The organism is Nocardioides sp. F233, assembly GCF_057813895.1.
Window position 1 is genome coordinate 724424 of record NZ_JBVASH010000003.1, and the last position, 20036, is coordinate 744459.

Sequence of the window (20036 nt, forward strand, 5' to 3'; positions counted from 1 at the left end):
CGAGTGTCCGCCACCTCGACCTCGGAGCCTCGATGCGCAACCTCACCTGGCGCCAGATCGCCGTCATCCTCGGCTGCGTCCTGACCCTCGCGACCCTTGCAGTCGGCATCTACGGACTCGTGCGTGGACCCCAGGCCGCCGAGCCGACCCCGGCGCCTCGACCGTCCGGAGAGTTCCGGGCGAGCCCGGAGAAGACGACCCCGGTGGTCACGCTCGACGATCGCGCGCTACCCCACACGACCGATCCGATCGCGTACGCACGTGCCGTGGCGTCCTCGCTGTTCGACTGGGACACCAGCCTCGGCTTCCTGCCGACCGACTACACCGCCGCCGTCCTGGCCGATGCAGACCCCTCCGGGGAGGAGACTCCCGGCCTGATCGCCGACGTCGCGACCTACCTGCCGACCGTCGACCAATGGCTCGACCTCGGGGCGATGGAGGTACGGCAGACGATCGAAATCGACGACGCCTACGTCCCCGAATCCTGGACCGCCGCGGTCCAGCAAGCCCACGGCCACCTCCGACCCGGCACGACGGCCGTCACCGTCACCGGCACGCGGCACCGGAGCGGCGTGTGGAACGGCGAGAACGCCGAGTCGTCACACGCGGTCGCATTCACCGTCTTCGTCGCGTGCGAACCCTCGTTCGACCGCTGCCATGTCCTGCGACTCTCGCAGCTCGACAACCCGCTCAAGTGACGACATGGGCATCAAGGTGTTGGCCGTCGGCGCTGCGACCGCCGTACTCCTCGCACCCGGCGCAGCCGTCCTCGGCGTCGCGACGCTGATCAGCCCCGCCGCAGCGGGATCGGGCAGCTGCATGTGGGACGGTCAGGCAACCGAGAGCCTCGGCGTCAGCGGCCCAGTGCCTGACAGCCTCAGCGCGACCAACACCAACGGTGAGACCGTCACCCTCAACCAACAGCAGCTCACCCGGGCCGCGGCGATCATCGCCACCGGCCAAAGCGAGAACATCCCGGCCCGCGGCCAGATGATCGCGATCATGACCGCGCTGACCGAGTCGTCCCTGCGCGTCCTCTCGAACACCGGCGCCTACCCCCACTCCGGCAACATCCCGAACGACGGCGACGGCAGCGACCACGACTCGGTAGGCCTCTTCCAGCAACGCCCCGCCGCTGGATGGGGCAGCGTCGAGAACCTGATGGACCCCGTCTGGTCATCCCGCGCCTTCTACGGCGGACCCAGCGGCCCGAACCACGGCTCGCCACGGGGCCTGCTCGACATCGACGGATGGGCATCGATGGACCCCGGCGCTGCGGCCCAGGCCGTGCAGGTCTCGGCCTATCCCGACCGGTACGCCGTCAACCAGCCCATCGCGGAGCAAGTCCTGGCGACGCTGAGCGGGGTATCGCTCACGAGCGAGCTCGCCTGTGCCCAACCTGCGGGCGAGGTGCCGATGAACCTTCCGCCCGGATTCGCGGGAGACTTCATCAAGGCCGCCGCGTCCCAGCTCGGCAAGCCCTACGTCTGGGGCGGCGGCAACTTCGAGGGCCCAACAGGCGGAGGCTTCGACTGCTCCGGTCTCGTCCTGTACGCCGCGTATCAAGCGTCCGGCGGACGCATCCGTCTCCCCCACTACTCCGGCGACCAGATCCACGCCGGCCAGGGCATCGCCTGGTCCGACAAGCGGCCGGGTGACCTCATCTTCTTCAGCTACCCCGGTGCCGACGGCCCGCACCACGTCGCGATCTACGTTGGCGGAGACCGGATCCTCCACGCGCCACGGACCGGTGACGTCGTCCGCTACGGGACGATCGGGGAGTTCTCCGGCGAAGTCATGACGGTTCGGCGCCTCGGGAGGTAGCGGGAAGCTACGCCACTTCGTCGTCCGGTGCCGTCTCGAGCATCTTCCGCTCCGGGGCTTTCGACAACTCTGTCGCGGCCGACTTGAGTACGACCTTCAGAATCCTTCGTCCGTCCTTCACTGAGCTGAGATTTCGAGCGTCATTCTGCCCGCCGAGCAAGATCCCGTCGGTAAGAAGTCGCTGGAGCGCACCGCGCGGCTTCGACATCTTCGAAGCCGATGCCACCTTCTTGATCTGGGCAAGCATTGTGCGGTGATGGTCCTCGAGGTTGCTCAAACGCTCCATCGCGACGGCAACTTCGCCGTCACTCAGCTCGCCGTTCTCGAACTTGCGAAGCAGGAGTAGTTCGTTCCAACCCCGAAGACCTCCGAGCAGCAATCGATGGAGTTCAACGAGCTCAGCGATCCGCTTAGGGTCGATCTCCTTCATCTGCTTGGCATCTGCACTGGGGCTGCTCCCGAATGATCGCCCCGAAAGCCTCTGTGTCAGCTCGGCGCGCACGGCTCGCAACTGCGTCTCCAGGTCCAGCTCGACCCCGCTGAGTCGATTCCAGTCCGTTTCTGAAACTGCGCCGGTGGCTCGTGCCCGGTCGTGGAGTTCTCGCAGAAGTTGAATCGCAGCCTCAATTCGGGCGCGCTGCTGCGTCTCCAGGAACCGTGCAACCTGCTCTACGGAGATCGTCAGGTCTGCGAGCGTGTCCTCGATCCGGTCGAGCTGAGCTTGTATGGATGCCATCTGCGCCATCTGCGCGACTGCAACGGGATCGAAGCCCGGCGGCGCGGGCGCAGCCTGCACCTCGCGCAACTGGACCTGATGGCTGATCTGACCGTCGGGGTTACGAAGCACGCCGCGAAAGTACGAGCCGACGTTGTCGAGCCGAGCATCCTTGAATTGCTGCAGAGATTCAGGGCTCATCTCGAAGCAGGTAGCGCCAGTTGCGTTGCGACCCTTCAAGGCCGCACCGACGAGAGGCCCAACGGCGTGAATCAGCGCCGCGAGATCGGGACCGCCCGAATCGGGTGCACGATCCCGGGCCTCGACAGGAACTGCCAGGACGGTCTCGTCTCCGAGGGGGACGAGAAATACCTCTCGGTCGCCTCCTTCAGTCGTCATCCTGACTCTCATCGCTGTCGCTCGAACCGTTCAGCCGGTTGCCGATCGCGCGCCCCGCGGCCGCCCCGCCCGCGGCACCTGCGGCGGCGCCTGCCGGACCGGCAGCGAAGAGCCCAGCAGCTCCACCCACTGCAGCGCCGGCCGCCGTGGCGGCATCCTTCTTCTCCATGTCACTTCCTCCGTACTCGGTCTGCTACTGGCCTTTGATCGTGCCAGAGACACCCGACCCTTCACTTGGGAATGACTAAGGAGGACGGCACCCACCTTCAGGACATGAGTCCCCATCAAGTGGCACGAACGATCGGTCCTGACTTCGGGGCGGTCGGCGGGTCCGGCAACCTGCGCGCCATCGTCGGTGCGCTGCTGACCTACGGCCTGATCGTCGCCGTGCTAATGCTTGTCGTCTCCGCGGCAATCTGGGCCATCGCGTCGAGTGCCGGAAGCTGGCACACGGCACAGAAGGCAAAGCTCGGCTGCTTCGTGGCAATCGGCGGGGCGGCACTCACGGGGGCCGCACTCACATGGGCCAACTGGCTGCTGGACATCGGCCCGCACCTGTAGGACGTCCGCCCGTCCGACGTCAGGAGCCTCCGATGGACCTTCTCACAGCAGCACTCCTGCTCCCCCTCGACATTTCGATCGATCCGAACTCCAACGGCCTGCCTGGGATCGGCCAGCTCAAGAAGATCGTCGGCGCCTCGATGACCGTCGGCCTGGTGCTCGCCGTACTCGCGTTGATCATCTCGGCGATCGTGTGGGCTCTCGGAGCCAACTCGTCGAACCCGCACCTCGCGGGTCGCGGCAAGCTTGGCGTACTCGTGGCCCTCGGAGCCGCCATCGTCTGCGGCGCCTCTGTGACTCTCGTGAACTTCTTCTGGAACGTCGGCCAGCAGGTCTGAGGAATCGATCATGGGTGTCTGCGACGTACCGGTGATCCACGAGGTCTGCAACGCAGCCGGCGACGCCGCCGGGGCGGTGATCACCGCCCCGTTCGACTGGCTCGCTCAGGGCATGGGCGGCGCGGCCGAGTGGATGTTCACCTCCGTCTGGAAGGTCATCGACACCACGACGTACGTCGACGTGACCAGCGGCGAGTACACAAAGGTCTACAACATCATGTTCGGCGTCGGCGTCTTCGTGATGCTCGGCTTCTTCATGCTGCAGGTCATCGGCGGCATGATCCGCCGCGAGCCAGCCGCACTCTCCAGAGCCGCACTCGGACTCGCCAAGTCGATCCTGGGATCGTTCGTCGCGCTCGCCCTACTCGCGACCGCGCTCGAGATCACCGACCAGCTCTGCATCGGCATCGTCAATGCAGCTGGCACCAACATGAACGAGATGGGCGACAAGGTCGCCGTACTCGCCGCAGGACTCGGTGCCATCAACCTGAGCGCTCCAGGAGCTGGCGCGATCCTGACGATCTTCCTGGCCAGCCTCGCCATCATCGGCGCCATGGTCGTGTGGATCAGTCTGCTGATCCGCAAGGCCCTGATTCTGATCGCGATCGTCTTCGCACCGATCGCGCTCGCGGGTGCCAGCTGGGACCACACCCGGACGTGGCTGAGCCGCTGGGCGACGTTCGTGATCGCGATGATCCTCTCGAAGGTCGTCCTCGTGGTGATCTTCCTGCTCGCGACCGCCCAGGTCTCGGCGCCGATCGATGCCGACCTGGAGTCCGTCAGCCAGCCGATGGCGGGCGTCGTACTGATGCTGATGGCCGGGTTCGCGCCGTACCTGACCTACAAGGCCATCGCCTTCATGGGCTTCGATATGTACCACGCGATGTCGGCCGAGCAGGAGGCCAAGGCATCACTCAACCGGCCGATGCCGATCCCGCTCTCTCGCCGCACGGGCAGCGAGCCGGCGAAGGTCCTGGGCGACACTGGCGGAGGCGGTGGCGGCGGTACGACGTCCGGCGCCTCGCCCGCGGCCACGGGCCCATCCACGGGCGGACCGTCAGGTGGAACCGGCGGCGGAGGTGCCGCAGCAGGTGGCGCCTCCGGAGGTGCTGCCGCGGCGGGCGGAGCGGTTGCCGCCGGAGTCGTGGTCGCAAAGGAGGCGGCAGCGGCCGGTCCTCGGCTCGGCAACTTCGTCGCCGCCCAAGCGACAGGGCAGGCACAGGCGCATGAGTCGGCCGCTCCTTCGGCCGTCCCACCCCCGGTCGCAGACTCGACGCTGGCCGAAGCCGCTGGGAAGAAGTGATCGGCCGTGGCAACGACGACCGGCGAACCGGAGCTGACCCCGATCAAGTTCTCGCGCCTGACCCGACGCGGCGTCCTGCTGGGCCTCTCCGGGCCCCAACTCGTGATGGCCAGCCTCGCGGCGGGCACCTTGATCATCGGTCTGTACGTCGGCGCCGTGGTGATGACCTTCCCGATCATCCTATTCTTGGCCGCGCTGGCGTTCGTTGGTGTCGGAGGGCGCAAGCTCATCGAGTGGGCGCCGATCGGCGCGCGATGGCTCTGGCGATCCACCGGCGGGCAACTGCTGTACCGCCGAAGGATCGTGAAGCCGCGCCCCGCCGGCACGCTGGCCCTGCCCGGCGACGCGGCGCGCCTGCGTCAGTGGGTGGACCCCGAGACGGACGCCGTCATGGTTCACGACCCGCACGCCGCGACCCTGACCGCGATCATCGGTGTCTCCCACCCCGCGTTCGTGCTGCTCGACCCAGCTGAGCAGGAGCGCCGAGTCGTCTCGTGGGGCCGCGTCCTCGCGACGGCATGCCGCTCAGGGCGAATCGCCTCCGTGCAGGTGATGGAGCGGACGCTCCCTGACTCCGGCAAAGGCCTGGCGGACTGGTGGGAGCAGCACGGCAACCGCTCAGCCTCGTGGGCGTCGACGACGTACGGCGAACTGGTCGACCGTGCTGGCCCGGCTGGCGAGCGCCATGCGTCGACCATTTCCATCTCGTTGGACATGAAGGTTGCCGGGCGAGCGATCCGGGCTGCCGGCGGAGGCATGCGAGGGGAGGCGGCCGTGCTCCGGCAGGAGATGGCGACCATGCTGGCCGCTCTCCGGTCTGCCGACCTCGCCCCCGGCGAATGGCTCACGCCCGGCGACCTGGCGCTGATTTTGCGGTCCGCGTACGACCCCGCCGTTGCAGGCGCACTTGAGCGCCAGGGCGACATCGGCCGGGACCTCGCCACCGCCGGCCCGGTCGCGGTCACCGAGTCGTGGGGCTCGCTGCGCAGCGACTCCGCGCACCACTGCGTGCTCTGGATCAGTGAGTGGCCGCGGTCGCTCGTGTATCCAGGCTTCCTCGCGCCGCTGCTGCTGTCGTCGGGAATCCGGCGGACCTTCACGCTGCTCTACACGCCGATGCGTACCGACCGAGCTGCCCGCGACATTCGCAAGAAGAAGACCGAGTACATCTCCGACGCCGCCCAGCGCCAGAAGATCGGGCAGATCGAGGACGCCCAGCAGACCGCCGAGTACCAGGACGTCCTCCAGCAAGAGGCCGACCTGACCGCCGGGCACGGCGTTCTGCGGGCGACCGGCTTCGTCGCCGTCAGCGCCAGTGACCCCGACGAGCTCGAGCGCGCCGTCGCGGCGATCGAACAGGCCGCGATCCAGGCGTCGTGCGAGACAAGAAGGCTTTGGGGTCAACAGGCGCAGGGGTTCGCAACCGCCGCACTCCCTCTGGGCCGGGGCGTGTGACGACCGATAGATCAGGATCTCGCGTACTTCTTCCGAAGCCTCGCCAGTTCCTGACGAAGCGGTGTCTTTCCGACCTTCGCCAGATTGAGAGGCGGATCCAAATCGGTGAGTACCGCAGTCTCGAGCTGGTCAAGGGTGCCCGCGTCGGTGACAGGTACGAGAACGACACGCAGGTGGGCGTGCATCCACGCCGTCAGCTGTCTCTCGTCGATGACGTCCTGGCGCGATGCCTCGGACAGTACGGAGCCGAGACTGCGGCGAAGGGTAGAGAACTCGTGCTTCTTGCCCAGATGCATCGTGGCGATCCGGCCCCACAGCGTGTTTGAGGAGACGGATCCCCCAGTGCGTGTCGCCCCGGCGAGACCGGCATAGATGAGACCGGGCCCGACCGCATGACCGAGACCGCGAGCCAGATCTGAGGCCCCAGCTTCGTCGACCCACCAGCTGTACAAGCCCGGAGCGCGAAGGCCAGCGCCCCGGGATGCCATCACGTCGTCGAGCGTCCGCGCCGACCCACGATCCTGCAGTGCCGCGAGGACGTCCGGCACGGTCGGGCCGCTGCGGGCAGCGTGAGCGAGGTACCACGACAGTCGGCGCCCGAACGAGAGACCCTTGAGCTGGTCGACCACCTGCGCACCGCGGCGGCCAACTGCTCGCTCAACGGATTCGACGTACGCCGCCCCGGCATGCACATCGAGCACCAGGTCGTCCAGTGGGCCCACTGCGCGCTCCAACTGCTCAGCCACCCTTTCGCCCCAGGCCAGCCGGTAATCGTGCGAGGTGTCGGGGAGGTACCGCTCGTACGGCTCGAGCCAATCCTCGGGGCCGACAAGCCCATGCTCGGCCGACAAGATGAACCACGGGCACCCGCTACCCTCGGCATACGCGCGCATCTTGGTGAAGTAGTCGGACACGTAAAGGTCCTTCGCCGCAGCGCCGTGCGCGAGCTTCGTCTTCACGCAACCAACCAGCACGACGTCTGCAGCCGGTACCGCCGCCGGCTTTTCTGCGACCACCGGCTGATGCGCTGGCCGCGTCCGAGGCGACGACTGCCCTACATGACTGGTTCCGGTGCCGATGGCGAATCCGAGGTTGCGCAACCACCGACGCGCAGCCTGCGACTGGAAGCGCTGACGCCCAACGCCGGTGGCGACAGAGATCACCTGCTTCACCGGCCAACGCACACCGTCGATCTCGACCCAGTACTCCCGGACGTCCTCAGGCGTGTGTCCTCCGAGGCGAGAACGCACGAGCTCGGGAGTCAGCTCGAACGGCTCGCCGTCCAGTGTGAAGCGCATGCCCATTGATATCGCGGGCAGCCGACACTTCGAGCAGGTTGCCGCATCGCTGGTGGCGCTCCCGCGAATCACCCTGGGGGGAGCAAGAGTTCCTACGAACCGGACCGCCCAGGGCTCGCCAGCTCTAGGCTCGGCACGCAGACGGCTGCGCCGGGGACGCGGGCAGGACAAGAAGGGGAAACGCATGGTTTCGGCGAACCAGACCAGAATCGCTTCGGTACTCGGGGGCAAGAGCCAGTTGCGCGTGCCGCTGTATCAACGTCGCTACGCGTGGAAGCGTGAAGAGTGGGCGGCGTTGTGGAACGACGTCCTACACCTTGCGCTCGACCGTAAGACCGATTCAGGCGAGCGACACTTCCTCGGCTCAGTAGTCCTAGCGCCGACGCCGAACGCAGCCGCGGACGCGCGTCTGGTCATCGACGGCCAGCAGCGACTTCTGACGACGAGCCTGCTCCTTTGCGCCTTGCGTGACGACGAGTCTCGTCTGCCTGCGTCCCTTCGCTCGAGAGTCGAGCGATGCCTTGTGACCGCATCGGGCAGGGGCGGCCCGTTGAAGCGCCTGAAGTTGCTACCCACCCAGTTCGATCAGAACGCGTTCTCGCGAGTCGTCCATCGCCAGGAGCTCGAGCCCGCCCACGACGCGACGAAGGCCTACCGGTACTTCCGCGAGCGGTTGGCATCCCTGCAGGAGGGCGAGGACGAGAACATTGAAGGGGTCACCGCGTCCGAAGTGGTGCGGGCCGTATTGGACGGCCTCGAATGCGTGTGCGTCACGGCTGACGACAGCGACAATGTCCACAGGATCTTCGAGTCCCTCAACAACAGGGGGCAACCGCTCACGCAAGCGGATCTGATCCGGAACTACGTCTTCATGCGGTTGCCCGCAAACGCCGAGGACTTTCATGAGTACACGTGGAGGCCGTTGGAGGAGAGGTTCACTGCGGACGAACTGACCCAACTCTTCTGGCTCGACCTCGTGCGCGATCGCCCGACAATCACGCAGCGACAGACCTACGTCGAGCAGCAGAAGAAGCTGCACAAGGTGACGACGACCGGGCTGAAACAAGCGATCCACAAGATCGTCGAGACGGGTGTGCTGTGGGATCGGATTCTCAGACCCGAGAGGGAGCCCAGCAAGGTCGTCCGAAACCGGCTGGAACGCTTGAAGGACTGGAAGACGACGACCGTCTGGCCAGTTCTGATGGCGCTCCTCGAGGAGCGGGAAAGTGGCAACGCCACCAATGCCGAGATTGCTCGCGCCATGCAGTACCTCGAGAGCTACTTCGTGCGACGCGTCGTGATCGGGCGCGCCACGGACAACATGAACCGCGTGCTACTCCAAGCGCCGCAGGCGATCAGGCAGAGCGATGAGCCCATCGACGTTGCGCTCCGACGCTACCTTTCCGGCGAAGGCAAGCACTGGGCCACCGACGAAGAACTACGCCGAGAAGTCGGGACCAAGGCGTTCTACCACCACGGCAAGGCGTTCCAGAAGACACTCATCCTTGGCTGGCTGGAGCTTGAGCTTGCCGGAGGAGAGTACGTGCTGGCCGACGACTTCACCGTTGAACACGTCATGCCTCAGACCCCAACTCCTGCGTGGCGCGCCGAGGTAAAGGCCGGAGCAGCGCCAGGCGAGAACGTGAATCTCCTCTACGCAGGATTGGTGAACACGCTTGGAAACCTCACGCTGGCGCGCTCCGGGCGGAACTCACAGATGGGGAACAAGAGCTTCGCGGACAAGAAGGCAGTTCTTGCCAAGCATGGTTCCGGCCTCCAGATGACGAAGGAGATCACGAAGAAGCACCACTGGCGACCAGACGACATCCGTAAGCGCAGCTCAGTCATGGTTGAACGGATCATCAAGACCTGGCCGGGGCCGTTGGAAACCACCTAGACCTCACCGGCCAGGCTCACGCAGTGCTCACCCGCCGGCGGACTCGGGCACCACTCTGGCCGAAACCGCGGCGGTGCGTCGATCCCGAGGACTCGATGACCGATCATCTTCAGGGCGTCGAGTCGGTCGCGGGATCCGAATCCGTGCAGACGTGTTCGCTGGCGGCGTGTTCTGCTGCAACGCGCCACCGCTCGCCATCCATCGAGAACCCGGGCCGGTCGATCCACAAGCACTTGACGCACGCCACCTGTGCGATCGAACGAACGGCGTCAAGGACGACGCCGCGCGCGAGCAGGTCCCCCGAGGGTTCGACCCGGAGCGCTTCGCGCTGCTCCCACAACCTTCGAACGATGTCCACGCTCGCCGACGCCATCCAGAAGCGACCGAATTCGTCGACCAGCCGCGGTGGGTAAAGAGTGTCGTAGTACGCGCCCCACGGCGGATCTCCGAAGTCGGCCGAGGTCCGGCTCAGCCGGCGGTGATCGCGGCTCCGGTCGTCTGGCACAAGGCGAATCTAGACGCAGGGTCCGTCAGATCGCGGATCCAAGTCAGGGGGCGGTGGCGCACCCGTTCGTGGACCGATTGTGTCGGCTCTCACTGGGAGAATCACACCGTGACAGACACTCGATTCACCACTGAGGCAGACGACATCGACCACCTCTGCCAAGTACTCGACATCGACGGAATCGATGAGCTTGAGACCTTGTTGATGATGCTCTTCGCCTGCCCCGTGGCCGTCGACAGGCTGGAGGATGAGGGTGGCGTCGAAATCGGCGTCGAGGTCATCCTCAGCGGCAACGACGCTTCAATAGGAACGGAGTTCGGATTCCCCCTCAGCGTCATCGAAATCGCACGTTCGGGCATCGAGACGATCGACGAGCTCGGTCCGTACAGCGAGTTTGACCACGAGCCGGCAACGCTCGGCGCTGGCCCGGGCGACATCGACGACATCCAGTTGATCGGCGCTCTCCAGCGTGCGCTCGGACAGGTCCGCATTTTCAACCTCATGAGCGGAGGAGCCGACGAATGATCGAAGTCCAGGCAATTGACCTGGCGGACGTGGTTGCCAGCGACGTTGAATGTGAGTGCATGGTCTGCCACCTGCCCATGGGGCGTGTTCACGGTCCAGTCGAGTGGAAGCTGACCGTCCACTTCCCGGGGCCGCGCCCGGAACCGGGCCAGGAGACGATGCTCCTGTGCACGCCGTGCTACGAGGACTGGCGCGACAACGCAGCATCGCTCCTCGCGACCGCCGGTCACAGTCATCCCGTGTGAACCTCGACCCGCCGCGCTAGCAACGTCACGAGCTCCGGCCCGGGGGGCTTGTCTGCACGGTTCAAGTCGACCGTTTGGCCTGTGCCGTTCAGTCGACGCGGCGGACCGGCACGCGCACCTCCTCGATAGGAACCATCGACCGAGGAGCCACCGATGCCTACGTTCAATGACCCGGTCGCCGACGGCGACGAACTCCGGGAAGCAGTCCGCGGCCTTGCTCACGCGACGCGCACGATCGAGGACCCGACCGCGATCTACCCGGTTCTGGGTTCCATCAGCTCTGCTCTCGCATCGCTGAGCCAGTCGCTGCACCAGCTCGGCGAGTTCCACGACGGGCCGACTCGCAAGCAGGCGTGGATGAACGGCGATGCCAACGCCGGGCGGGCAGCGTCGTACAGGGAGTCCTGGGAGCTTCATCGGGCCGCCGAGATGATCCATCAGATCGCCGAATGCGTGGATCGGGCGCACGAGATCGAGGCGACGATCGCCTACGACATCCGCGACTACCCGCCCTTCGCTCCAGTTCAGCGCTCCACGCACCAGCCAGGGATGTCGCTGTGACGGGCTGGCGGGACGGGCGCCTCCACTCAGCCGTGCTCGTCTCGCCGGGACGAGAACGGCGGCACGATCGCAAGCTCCGCAAGGCAGCCGCGAGAGAACTCCTCTCCGTCGACCGCGAAGCCCGGCGTACCGAAGCCAAGCGCAAGGCCGAGGAACTGTCTGCGGAGAAGCGGGCGACCGTGACGCTCCCCCGCGCCGGCGAACACGGCGCCGCCACACTGCGGACTCCCGGACGATTCCGCGTGCCACGCCATCAGGACACCTCGGCAACCTTGGCGGGCGCGTACCCCTTCCTCGCCGAAGGCGGCCTCGGCAGCGAAGGCGTGTTCGTCGGCCAGGACCTCTACTCCGGGAGTTCCTTCGTCTACGACCCCTGGATCCTCTACGCACGCGGGCTCATCACCGCACCGAACCTCGTGCTCGCCGGGATCGTCGGTTCCGGCAAGTCCTGTCTCGCCAAGAGCCTCTACACGAGGTCGATCCCCTTCGGCCGCCGCGTCTACGTCCCCGGCGACCCCAAGGGCGAGCACACCGCCGTCGCAGAAGCCGTCGGCGGTCGCGCCATCGCGCTGGGACATGGCATGGCCAACCGTCTGAACCCGCTCGACGAGGGCCACCGTCCGTCCGGGTACGACGACGCCCAGTGGGCCAGCCAGGTCGCTTCCCGTCGCCGCGACCTCGTAGGCGCCCTGGCGGAGACCGTGCTCGAACGCCGGCTCACCCCACTCGAGCACACGGCCGTCGACATCGCGATCGACCGCACCGTGCGCGGAGCCGACGTCCCAGTCCTCCCGATGGTCGTCGACCGGCTCCTCACACCCGATCCGACCGACGATCCCGACGGACGCCTCACGGAAGACGGACGACTGGTCGGTCACGCTCTCCGGCGCCTCGTGGCGGGCGACCTCGCCGGGCTCTTCGACGGCCCCTCGACGGTGGCGTTCGACCCAAGCCTCCCGATGATCTCCCTCGACCTGTCCCGCGTCACCGAGAACGCCACCCTCATCTCCGTCCTGATGACCTGCGCCTCGGCGTGGATGGAATCGGCGCTGCTCGACCCGAACGGTGGCCAGCGCTGGGTCGTGTACGACGAGGCCTGGCGCCTCATGTCGCATCCCGCGCTGCTGCGCCGGATGGACGCCCACTGGCGCTTGGCGCGGCACTACGGCATCGCGAACATGCTGATCTTCCACAAGCTCACCGACCTCGACAACGTCGGCGACTCCGGCTCCGCCATGCGCGCGCTCGCCTCGTCACTCCTCGCCAACGCCGAGACCCGCATCGTCTATCGCCAGGAAGCTGACCAGCTCGGCGCAACGTCAGCGGCACTGGGGCTCACTGGCACCGAGCAGTCATTAATCCCCACGCTCGGCACCGGCCAGGGGCTGTGGCGGATCAAGAACCGCTCCTTCGTCGTCCAGCACCAGATGCACCCCGCCGAGCTCGAACTCTTCGACACCACCGGGCGCATGACGAGCTAGCGCAGAACGTCGAGAACCTCATCGCGAAGTCGAGTGTCATCAGCGGACAGTCCAACCAAGACCTCGGCGAGCCGGACCGTGGAGAAGAATCCCCTGTTGTCCCTCGTGTAGATGAGCAACCGTGTGTAGTCAGGCTCCAGCCCGAGGTGGTGAAGTCTGCCTGCTTTGCCCTCCACTTGGACCGCTGCGGTCGGCCCGAAGGCGATAGATACCGACCACTCTCCCTCGGGCGGCATCAGTGTGACGTCGTAACGCCACTGACCCTGCCAGTTGGACTTCACGCCACCGAAGCGCGTGTCGCCGACGGATTCATTCAGGGAGGCGATGAGAGTGCCCGCGCAGAAGTCTCGAAGCCGCCGCTTGACCTTCGCGAGGAGTTCACGGCTCTCGCCGTATCGCTGGATCGCTGCCTCTCTAAGCGAGTCGCCGAGCAAGATCGCCTGGCCATCTTGGTCGTTGACCCCGTAGCGGCCAGCGCCGCCGCTCCGGCATAGGGCGTCGACGAAGTCGATCAGTTCATTGCTGTCCAAGATTGCCTGCTTCGTGAAATGTCGATGCACATTGGTGATGAAGAGCGACTGGTCGGGATTCTCGCGCTGGTATGAGGGGTCGGACACGTGTGCAGCGATCTGGTCCAGCAGCCTCGTATAGACGACGACCGGCGCCTTCTCCCACCCATCGGCAAGCCCGCTACGCACCTCCGACTCGCAGAGCAGCACGACGACGCTGCGCCGGCCGTCGCGCCGGCCGTACTCGGCATAGGTGTCGTAACCGTGACCGTGGCCGTCAGAGGTGTAGTAGTTCTCGATGACCAGCGAGGTTTCAGCGTCTTCGAGAATGATGTCGGCGATGTCCATGCCCTCGCCGGAAGGGCTCGTGTTCTGCTCTTGACGGACGCCGTACGGGCCGTACGGCACAGGCTGCTCAAGACCGCCGACTCGGTTGATCTCGTCGACGAAGAGGCGTTGCACGGCATCGCCAAGGTTGTGGCTGCCGTCGCTGTCCAGCAGCCAGGCCCAGAGGTTCGACAGCTGCTTCTCGTGGGTGCCGTGGTGCATCACCTCAAGAATGCTGAAGCCGGTTGACGGAGGCTTCGAGATGAGCGGCAGCAATCCGTTCAGCAGGTCGGTGGCCACAGACCGACTCTAGTGGCGGCCATGAAGCAGTGGTCGGGGCTTCGGTGGCCCTGGCGTGAACGAAGCACCTCTCCTCAGACAGGAGGTGAGTGATGAGTACGCCCGGCCACGACCGCTCAAACCGCGATGGAAAGATCGATGCGCTCCAGGAGCAGTTGTCCAAGTCCGTAACTGCCCTGGTGACCGGTGCGGACTGGAAGCGCGCCCTGACCTTCGCCTCACGGTTCCGCGGGCGCAGCTTCGGGAACTCGATGCTGATCGCGGCACAGCACTTCGCGGCGTACAAGGAAGGGAGGGTGCCCGGGCCGACGCCCACGTACGTCGCCGGTTTCCACCAGTGGCTCTCGCTCGGACGCAGCGTCGCGAAGGGACAGCGCGGCTACGGCATCCTCGCCCCGGTTACCGGCCGGTTCGCCTCGTTCACGCCCGACGACCCGAACTCCTGGCGACGCTTGGCGCGCAACGAGAAGCCGATGTCTGGCGAGTACGCCCGCACCCGAATGATCGGGGTCAAGCCGACCTACGTCTGGGACATCTCCCAGACCGCAGGAGATCCTGTGCCCGAACTCCCCCGCCCCTCCCTGCTTCAAGGCCAGGCCCCGCCCGGGCTTTGGGACGGGCTCGCCGACCAGATCACGGCCGCCGGCTTCGAGCTCCGCCTCGTCTCCTCGGCTGCGGCGATCGGCGGCGCCAACGGGTTGACCGACTTCCTCTCCCGCGAGGTCTCGGTCCGCGTGGACATGGACGAGGCGGCCCAGGTGAAGACGCTCGCCCACGAGCTCGGCCATGTCCTTCTCCACATGCCACCGGAGAGCGCCCTGTCGACGGAATCCGCCGCTGACGCGACCTTGCACCGTGGGATCGCCGAGGTGGAAGCCGAATCCGTCGCGCTCATGGTTGGCGCCGCCCACGGTCTCGACACCTCCTCCTACACGGTGCCGTACGTGTCGACTTGGGCAGCGAGCGTCCCGGGCAAGAACCCGGTCGAGGTCGTCCAGTCCACCGCCGAGCGCGTCCGCGCGACCGCGCTCGGCATACTCGACAAGGTCGACACCCAGCAGGTCGGCGACGGCAACCCTCCCGGGCTCGACCGCGAAGCCCTCAGCCACCGCAGGGGGACAGCTGCTGTCACCACCACTGCACGCCGCGATGGGGCGGTGCTCGGGCTATGAAGATCCCCGTTGTCCTGAGCGTCGTTCACGTCGCCGTCGACGCCGACGGCGTGCTCGCAGTCGACGTCGACGGTGTCCCGCGCGATTCTGAACAGGGCAGGACCCGTGGCGACCTTCGCGCCGTGATCGACGAGATCACTTCAGACCTCGGCGCGCCTGTGCGCGTCGAGGTACGCGAGGCCGACGGCTCGACCTTCACCGACGTCGCGACTCCCCGGACCCCTGCACCAACCGCCGCGGAGCAGCCACCCACTTCGCCACCTCCGGCGCTCGCTGGTGCCGGGTTCCAGCCCGGCGAGGAGGTCGCGCTGGCCTACGTCGTCATACGCCAGAGCGCCGACGCCGAAGGCAACGCGTCAGTCAACCTCCCTCCCGCGCTGATCGCCGCAACCCGCGGCGGACTCGTGCTCCTCGGGATGAGCTCCATGACAGTCACGCCGTTCGAGGCGCCGGCATGAACCCAGCAGTACGTGGCGCGAACGACGAGCTCGTGAACCTGGCACTCATCGGACTCGTGACAGCGTTCGCATTGGCGCTTCTGCTCCGCGCCGCGGCAACTGCCGCCGCGGTCGCAACGGGTGCGACCACGCCCGAAGGCGGGATCGCGAGCGGACTGCGTGTCCTCACCGATCCGGGCCGACCGGCGCGTGCCTTCGAGGCGCCCGGGTTGTCAGCGGTCACGTACTGGAGCGTGGTGACGCTGTTCCTCGGCGTCCTCGCGACAGTCGCCTGGTGGTTTTGGAGACTGGTCGCTCGCCTCCGCCACCGGACTGCTCGCGATCCCCATCGCATCAAGGGAACGGCAACCGCGCGGGACATTGACGCGACAGCATCGAGGAAGGCCCTGGTACGACGCGCCGCCACCCTCCGGCCCTCGATCCGCCACCCCCGCGCTAGCGATGTCGGCTACCGGATCGGACGCAGTTGCAGCCGCGAGATCTGGGCATCGGTCGAGGACTCGATCCTCGTGATCGGTCCGCCACGGTCCGGCAAGGGGCTGCACCTCGTCATCAACGCCATCCTCGACGCGCCCGGGGCCGTCGTCACCACGTCCACACGGCCAGACAACATCGCCGCCACCATCGACGCCCGGCGGGAGCGCGGGCCGGTCGCCGTCTTCGACCCTCAACACCTCACGGTGGGATTGCCCGCCGTCGACGGTTGCGGTGTTCGATGGTCGCCGATCCGCGGCTGCGAACAGCCCCTGACCGCGATGATCCGCGCTTCAGGGCTGGCATCGTCGACCGGACTCTCCTCCGGCGGCACGGAGTCCGGAGGCTTCTGGGAAGGCAAGGCCCGCTCCGCGCTCCAAGCACTCCTCCATGCAGCCGCGCTCGAGAAGCTTCCGACTCGGGCCCTCTTCGAGTGGTCGCTGTCCGCGTCTGCCGCAGCCGACGCCGTCGGCATCCTCGCCAGTCACCCGCAAGCCGCTGCAGGATGGTCGGACTCGCTCGAAGGCATGATCAGCTCCGACCCGCGCACTCGTGACTCCATATGGATGGCCGTCGCCCAAGCCCTCTCCTGCCTCGCCGACCCTGCCGTGCTGGACGCCGTCAGCCCGGAACCGGGCGAGGCGTTCGACCCGCGCGACTTCCTCACCCATAACGGCACGCTCTACCTTCTGGCCACGGGAGCCGGCGCGGGCGCCTCGTGGCCGCTCGTCGCCGCGTTCATGGAAGACCTCACGGAGGTCGCCCGTCACCTCGCTGCCGCGTCACCGGGCTCGCGCCTGGACCCTCCCGTCCTCATGGCGCTCGACGAGATCGGCAACCTCGCGCCGCTCCCATCGCTTCCGGTCCTGATGGCCGAGGGAGGCGGCACGGGCATCACGACGATGCCCGTCCTCCAGTCCCTCGCTCAGGCGCGCAACAAATGGAGTGACCACGCGGCCAGCACGATCTGGGACGCGAGCATCGTCAAGATCATCCTCGGCGGCGCGTCTGCCTCCAAGGATCTCCAGGAGCTATCGGTCCTCATCGGTGAGCGAGACGAACGCACCGACAGTGTGAGCATCGGCGACTACGGACAAAGGTCTCTCCAGCGGTCGAGTCGCCGGGTTGCGGTCATGCCGCCGGAGCGGATCCGAACGCTGCCGTTCGGCACGGGGCTCGTACTGCTTCGCAGCGCGCCGCCGATCGTGGTGGAACTCCGACGCTGGACGTCGCGGTAGCGGCCAGGAGCTCATCCGAACGACAGGCGGAGTCCGAACCTCGTCGATCTCTAACCGTGGCCGACGAGTCGTTGAGATTTTCTTGCGGAGGCCCGGCGTACCGCCGCGCCAGGCTCGGCCTCGTCGGTGCGCCTGGCACATGGGCCGGCTGACAGCCTGTCCATCAGTTCGCGGCTTCCTCTGCGGCGCATGGCTCGTCCTTGGAAGACTTGACGAGGACCGTCGTTGGCGCTGCCGGAAGTAGACTCGATCCGTTCGAAACACCGGAAGGGAACCTGCCCATGGGGATGAGCGCGACGCAACTTGGGTCGTTCTTCGGTCGCGGTGGTGCCGCGATGAACGCGCTCCTGCAGGAGCACGGGCTCATCGAGGGCGGACCCGGCGCGTGGCGTCCCACTGACCTCGGAGCGCAGTTCGCGAAGTGGGTCGACAAGGACAACGGGTACGGCGGGTACGCGCATCGAGCCTGGTCCTGGCTCACCTGGGACGACGACGTCATCGACGTTCTGAAGGCAAGCATCAAGGCAAACCCGGACGGTGTCCTTCCTGCAGTTCAAGCGCCTGCGGTCGTCAGTGCGGCCGCAGACAGCGTGCAAGCTGCCGCCAAGAGCTCCTGGTCCGGCAAGGGCAAGTGGATCGCGCTCGGCCTCGTAGGAGGCACCGCTGCCGCCAGCCGGGTCATCAAGTACTTCCGAGGCACGCAGTCCCGCGCGCCCGAACCTGCGTCCGATCCGCAGCCGGCCGCTGCCACTGAAGCCGCCGACAGTTCGGAGGCTCACGAAGGCGCCGCTACGAGCACCACCAACGAAGGCGCTGACTGACTGTGCCCCGTGTGGGCAGGGGAAGCGCGTAGCCAGAGGGTGCGGTCAAGTTCCGATGCCGCGTTCTCGAACAGTTCCGTACTCAATGACCCAGACGTCGATGGTCGCGCCCGCCGATTCGCCGTCGCCGGCCCGTCCTCTTGTCTGCCTCAATCCGTTCCACCCGGTCATCCGCGGGTTGCGGACGACCGCGCCACTCGCGCAGTCCGAACACACCTCCCATGGCGTCAAGGGTCGGCTTGATGAGCTTGTCCAGGTCCCACACCTCGCCCGCGGTGCGTTGGAGGCCAAGGCGGAAGTCGATCCGAACGTATAAGCGGGCGGCCGTCGGCTGGCAGCCCGACTTCTGGACAGCCTGCCGCACCGCGTCCTTCCACGGCGCCTCGCCCGCCGTGGCGAAGGTGGCAGGACGACCCTGGACTTCGATGTCGCGAGGTGACGGCTAGGCATGGCAGCACCGTAGGCCGTGGCCCGCGCTCGTGCGGGACGCCGCCGGCCCAGGCCTGGCCGTGATCGTTGGCCCCCGCTTGCCACCTAGCTCGTGCACGCAGCCCGCATCTATGGGCTGCCCGACTAAGGAGACAGCACGATGTCCATTCCCACCCAGATGAGCCTTGTCGGCTTCGTTGCATCCGCGCCAGAACTCCACTTCACCAAGCAGGGAGCCGAGTGCTGCCGTATGCGCGTCGGCATCGAGCAGTGGCGCAAAGAGGTTGACGGCAGCTTCACCAAGCTCGACCCCACCTTCCACGACATGGTCGCCTTCGAGAGCACCGCCCGCGAGACCTACGCCCGCTTCCGCAAGGGCGACTCCTTCGTGGCCAGCGGGTACGTCTACGAGTACGAGGTCGATGGCCGCGAAGGCAGCGTCATCAAGGAGGAGTTCGTCGCCCGCAAGATCGGCCACAACGCCAACAAGACCGACTACGTCGTCCAGCGCGGGCGCCATGCCGCCGACCGGACCCTGACCGCTGTGCCGCAGCCACCCGCCGTCGGCCTCTGACCAGACACTCCGATGAGTCCGTTCCCGGAGGAGCCCGACGACAGTGACGCCTACCGCAGCGTGACCGACCTGCTCGAGCGCCCACCAGCCCCGATCAACTGGAACCTCCTCGACGCCGAGCAGGCCGAGATCGAATGGCAGGACCTCGACCACTGGGTGAAGTGGCTCAAGATCACGTTCGGCCTCCCGCCCAACGTCGTGCCGCCGTACTGGCACCGCCACGACGAGCTTGTCTGGGAACTCTCAGCACTCCATTGCCACTGGCTCAGCTGCTACCACGAGTCAGCATCACCGTCGGCTCCCATCGCATGGATGCGCGAGTTCTCCGATGCTCGCTACCGCCTGCGCGATTGGGTCTCGATCTGCGGTACGCGGCTCGATCGCGACCGGCCGACACGGCAGACGACGTGGCCCGGCGAGTCAGCGCCCCAGGCAGACACCGAGGTCGAGATCCGGAATCGGGACGAAGACTTCGCGGCATTCGTCCGAGAAGACGTGCTCCGCAGGCGCCGCATCGCGGCGATCGCCAACCAGCAGCTCGTCGGCTGAGTCCAAGAGCCCGCCATGGCCAGCTCGTGCTCGCACTCATCCACAGAAGTCCGAGCAAGCGAACGCCAGCCACGACTG

The 20036-nt window shown here is 66.7% G+C and carries 22 protein-coding genes; 17 read left to right on the top strand and 5 right to left on the bottom strand.

From position 1 onward, the window contains the following. Nucleotides 1-203: 203 nt before the first annotated feature. A complete protein-coding gene (locus ACZYRU_RS14855; protein ID WP_488957865.1) occupies nucleotides 204-698 on the top strand; it encodes a cell wall protein in 495 nt (164 codons plus the stop codon). Between the two features lie 4 nt (nucleotides 699-702). Further along, the gene (locus ACZYRU_RS14860) at nucleotides 703-1824 is read left to right on the top strand and encodes a C40 family peptidase (protein ID WP_488957866.1); all 1122 of its coding nucleotides are present in this window, start codon (nucleotides 703-705) and stop codon (nucleotides 1822-1824) included. Between the two features lie 7 nt (nucleotides 1825-1831). Here ACZYRU_RS14860 and ACZYRU_RS14865 read toward each other — a convergent pair whose 3' ends face one another. Both ACZYRU_RS14865 and ACZYRU_RS14870 read right to left on the bottom strand, forming a co-directional pair. Continuing rightward, nucleotides 1832-2938 carry a hypothetical protein gene (locus ACZYRU_RS14865; protein ID WP_488957867.1) on the bottom strand — a complete coding sequence of 369 codons (1107 nt, stop codon included), beginning with the start codon at nucleotides 2936-2938 and terminating at the stop codon, nucleotides 1832-1834. Further along, nucleotides 2928-3107, bottom strand: a complete 180-nt coding sequence (locus ACZYRU_RS14870) for a hypothetical protein (RefSeq protein WP_300578894.1) — start codon at nucleotides 3105-3107, stop codon at nucleotides 2928-2930. Before ACZYRU_RS14870 ends, ACZYRU_RS14865 begins: the two co-directional genes overlap by 11 nt. Nucleotides 3108-3178: 71 nt before the next feature. Between ACZYRU_RS14870 and ACZYRU_RS14875 the strand changes: the two genes are divergently transcribed. The 4 genes from ACZYRU_RS14875 to ACZYRU_RS14890 are packed head-to-tail and all read left to right on the top strand — an operon-like array spanning nucleotide 3179 to nucleotide 6595. After that, nucleotides 3179-3499 (top strand): DUF6112 family protein, encoded by a 321-nt coding sequence (locus tag ACZYRU_RS14875; protein WP_488957868.1) that lies wholly within the window; start codon nucleotides 3179-3181, stop codon nucleotides 3497-3499. Between the two features lie 32 nt (nucleotides 3500-3531). Continuing rightward, nucleotides 3532-3837 (top strand): DUF6112 family protein, encoded by a 306-nt coding sequence (locus ACZYRU_RS14880; protein WP_139624216.1) that lies wholly within the window; start codon nucleotides 3532-3534, stop codon nucleotides 3835-3837. 10 nt (nucleotides 3838-3847) lie between these two features. Beyond that, nucleotides 3848-5140 carry a TrbL/VirB6 family protein gene (locus ACZYRU_RS14885; RefSeq protein WP_488957869.1) on the top strand — a complete coding sequence of 431 codons (1293 nt, stop codon included), beginning with the start codon at nucleotides 3848-3850 and terminating at the stop codon, nucleotides 5138-5140. 6 nt (nucleotides 5141-5146) lie between these two features. Continuing rightward, nucleotides 5147-6595, top strand: coding sequence for an SCO6880 family protein (locus ACZYRU_RS14890; RefSeq protein ID WP_488957870.1), 1449 nt, complete (start codon nucleotides 5147-5149; stop codon nucleotides 6593-6595). 11 nt (nucleotides 6596-6606) lie between these two features. On the opposite strand, the gene ACZYRU_RS14895 is transcribed toward ACZYRU_RS14890, so the two are convergent. Continuing rightward, nucleotides 6607-7893, bottom strand: a complete 1287-nt coding sequence (locus tag ACZYRU_RS14895; protein ID WP_488957871.1) for a DUF6884 domain-containing protein — start codon at nucleotides 7891-7893, stop codon at nucleotides 6607-6609. On the opposite strand from ACZYRU_RS14895, the gene ACZYRU_RS14900 reads away from it, so the two are divergent. Continuing rightward, nucleotides 7892-9790, top strand: a complete 1899-nt coding sequence (locus ACZYRU_RS14900; protein ID WP_488957872.1) for a DUF262 domain-containing protein — start codon at nucleotides 7892-7894, stop codon at nucleotides 9788-9790. The two genes, ACZYRU_RS14895 and ACZYRU_RS14900, sit on opposite strands and share 2 nt — an antisense overlap. A gap of 109 nt (nucleotides 9791-9899) precedes the next feature. Here ACZYRU_RS14900 and ACZYRU_RS14905 read toward each other — a convergent pair whose 3' ends face one another. Then, on the bottom strand, nucleotides 9900-10295 hold the full coding sequence (locus ACZYRU_RS14905) for a hypothetical protein (RefSeq protein ID WP_488957873.1): 396 nt from the start codon (nucleotides 10293-10295) through the stop codon (nucleotides 9900-9902). A 108-nt stretch (nucleotides 10296-10403) separates the two neighbouring features. Between ACZYRU_RS14905 and ACZYRU_RS14910 the strand changes: the two genes are divergently transcribed. The 4 genes from ACZYRU_RS14910 (at nucleotide 10404) to ACZYRU_RS14925 (ending at nucleotide 13107) form a co-directional block, all read left to right on the top strand. After that, complete coding sequence (locus ACZYRU_RS14910) at nucleotides 10404-10820, top strand: hypothetical protein (RefSeq protein WP_488957874.1); 417 nt, start codon at nucleotides 10404-10406, stop codon at nucleotides 10818-10820. After that, nucleotides 10817-11065, top strand: a complete 249-nt coding sequence (locus ACZYRU_RS14915; RefSeq protein WP_488957875.1) for a hypothetical protein — start codon at nucleotides 10817-10819, stop codon at nucleotides 11063-11065. The genes ACZYRU_RS14910 and ACZYRU_RS14915 overlap by 4 nt, the downstream gene beginning before the upstream one ends. Before the next feature lie 153 nt (nucleotides 11066-11218). After that, entirely contained in the window at nucleotides 11219-11626 is a 408-nt protein-coding gene (locus ACZYRU_RS14920) for a hypothetical protein (RefSeq protein WP_488957876.1), read from the top strand. Nucleotides 11627-11658: 32 nt separating this feature from the next. Further along, complete coding sequence (locus ACZYRU_RS14925) at nucleotides 11659-13107, top strand: ATP-binding protein (RefSeq protein WP_488957877.1); 1449 nt, start codon at nucleotides 11659-11661, stop codon at nucleotides 13105-13107. Here ACZYRU_RS14925 and ACZYRU_RS14930 read toward each other — a convergent pair. Next, the gene (locus ACZYRU_RS14930) at nucleotides 13104-14243 is read right to left on the bottom strand and encodes a PD-(D/E)XK nuclease family protein (protein ID WP_488957878.1); all 1140 of its coding nucleotides are present in this window, start codon (nucleotides 14241-14243) and stop codon (nucleotides 13104-13106) included. The genes ACZYRU_RS14925 and ACZYRU_RS14930 overlap by 4 nt on opposite strands. Before the next feature lie 92 nt (nucleotides 14244-14335). Here ACZYRU_RS14930 and ACZYRU_RS14935 point away from each other — a divergent pair, with 92 nt between their 5' ends. From ACZYRU_RS14935 to ACZYRU_RS14960, 6 genes are all read left to right on the top strand, one after another. Beyond that, nucleotides 14336-15415 (top strand): ArdC-like ssDNA-binding domain-containing protein, encoded by a 1080-nt coding sequence (locus ACZYRU_RS14935; RefSeq protein WP_488957879.1) that lies wholly within the window; start codon nucleotides 14336-14338, stop codon nucleotides 15413-15415. Then, nucleotides 15412-15873, top strand: coding sequence for a hypothetical protein (locus ACZYRU_RS14940; RefSeq protein WP_488957880.1), 462 nt, complete (start codon nucleotides 15412-15414; stop codon nucleotides 15871-15873). Before ACZYRU_RS14935 ends, ACZYRU_RS14940 begins: the two co-directional genes overlap by 4 nt. Beyond that, nucleotides 15870-17585: a type IV secretory system conjugative DNA transfer family protein gene (locus ACZYRU_RS14945; RefSeq protein WP_488957881.1), complete on the top strand. Its 1716-nt coding sequence runs from the start codon at nucleotides 15870-15872 to the stop codon at nucleotides 17583-17585. The genes ACZYRU_RS14940 and ACZYRU_RS14945 overlap by 4 nt, the downstream gene beginning before the upstream one ends. 281 nt (nucleotides 17586-17866) lie before the next feature. Beyond that, a complete protein-coding gene (locus tag ACZYRU_RS14950; protein WP_488957882.1) occupies nucleotides 17867-18406 on the top strand; it encodes a hypothetical protein in 540 nt (179 codons plus the stop codon). Between the two features lie 589 nt (nucleotides 18407-18995). Further along, nucleotides 18996-19409: a single-stranded DNA-binding protein gene (locus ACZYRU_RS14955; RefSeq protein ID WP_488957883.1), complete on the top strand. Its 414-nt coding sequence runs from the start codon at nucleotides 18996-18998 to the stop codon at nucleotides 19407-19409. A gap of 12 nt (nucleotides 19410-19421) precedes the next feature. Further along, nucleotides 19422-19958, top strand: coding sequence for a hypothetical protein (locus ACZYRU_RS14960; RefSeq protein ID WP_488957884.1), 537 nt, complete (start codon nucleotides 19422-19424; stop codon nucleotides 19956-19958). Nucleotides 19959-20036: the final 78 nt, after the last annotated feature.

Coding starts and splice junctions, on each gene's coding strand:
- ACZYRU_RS14875 (WP_488957868.1), top strand. CDS start 3,179: ATGACTAAGGAGGACGGCACCCACCTTCAGGACATGAGTCCCCATCAA.
- ACZYRU_RS14935 (WP_488957879.1), top strand. CDS start 14,336: ATGAGTACGCCCGGCCACGACCGCTCAAACCGCGATGGAAAGATCGAT.
- ACZYRU_RS14880 (WP_139624216.1), top strand. CDS start 3,532: ATGGACCTTCTCACAGCAGCACTCCTGCTCCCCCTCGACATTTCGATC.
- ACZYRU_RS14955 (WP_488957883.1), top strand. CDS start 18,996: ATGTCCATTCCCACCCAGATGAGCCTTGTCGGCTTCGTTGCATCCGCG.
- ACZYRU_RS14960 (WP_488957884.1), top strand. CDS start 19,422: ATGAGTCCGTTCCCGGAGGAGCCCGACGACAGTGACGCCTACCGCAGC.
- ACZYRU_RS14900 (WP_488957872.1), top strand. CDS start 7,892: ATGCCCATTGATATCGCGGGCAGCCGACACTTCGAGCAGGTTGCCGCA.
- ACZYRU_RS14940 (WP_488957880.1), top strand. CDS start 15,412: ATGAAGATCCCCGTTGTCCTGAGCGTCGTTCACGTCGCCGTCGACGCC.
- ACZYRU_RS14895 (WP_488957871.1), bottom strand. CDS start 7,893: ATGCGCTTCACACTGGACGGCGAGCCGTTCGAGCTGACTCCCGAGCTC.
- ACZYRU_RS14915 (WP_488957875.1), top strand. CDS start 10,817: ATGATCGAAGTCCAGGCAATTGACCTGGCGGACGTGGTTGCCAGCGAC.
- ACZYRU_RS14920 (WP_488957876.1), top strand. CDS start 11,219: ATGCCTACGTTCAATGACCCGGTCGCCGACGGCGACGAACTCCGGGAA.
- ACZYRU_RS14870 (WP_300578894.1), bottom strand. CDS start 3,107: ATGGAGAAGAAGGATGCCGCCACGGCGGCCGGCGCTGCAGTGGGTGGA.
- ACZYRU_RS14860 (WP_488957866.1), top strand. CDS start 703: ATGGGCATCAAGGTGTTGGCCGTCGGCGCTGCGACCGCCGTACTCCTC.
- ACZYRU_RS14950 (WP_488957882.1), top strand. CDS start 17,867: ATGGGGATGAGCGCGACGCAACTTGGGTCGTTCTTCGGTCGCGGTGGT.
- ACZYRU_RS14945 (WP_488957881.1), top strand. CDS start 15,870: ATGAACCCAGCAGTACGTGGCGCGAACGACGAGCTCGTGAACCTGGCA.
- ACZYRU_RS14885 (WP_488957869.1), top strand. CDS start 3,848: ATGGGTGTCTGCGACGTACCGGTGATCCACGAGGTCTGCAACGCAGCC.
- ACZYRU_RS14865 (WP_488957867.1), bottom strand. CDS start 2,938: ATGACGACTGAAGGAGGCGACCGAGAGGTATTTCTCGTCCCCCTCGGA.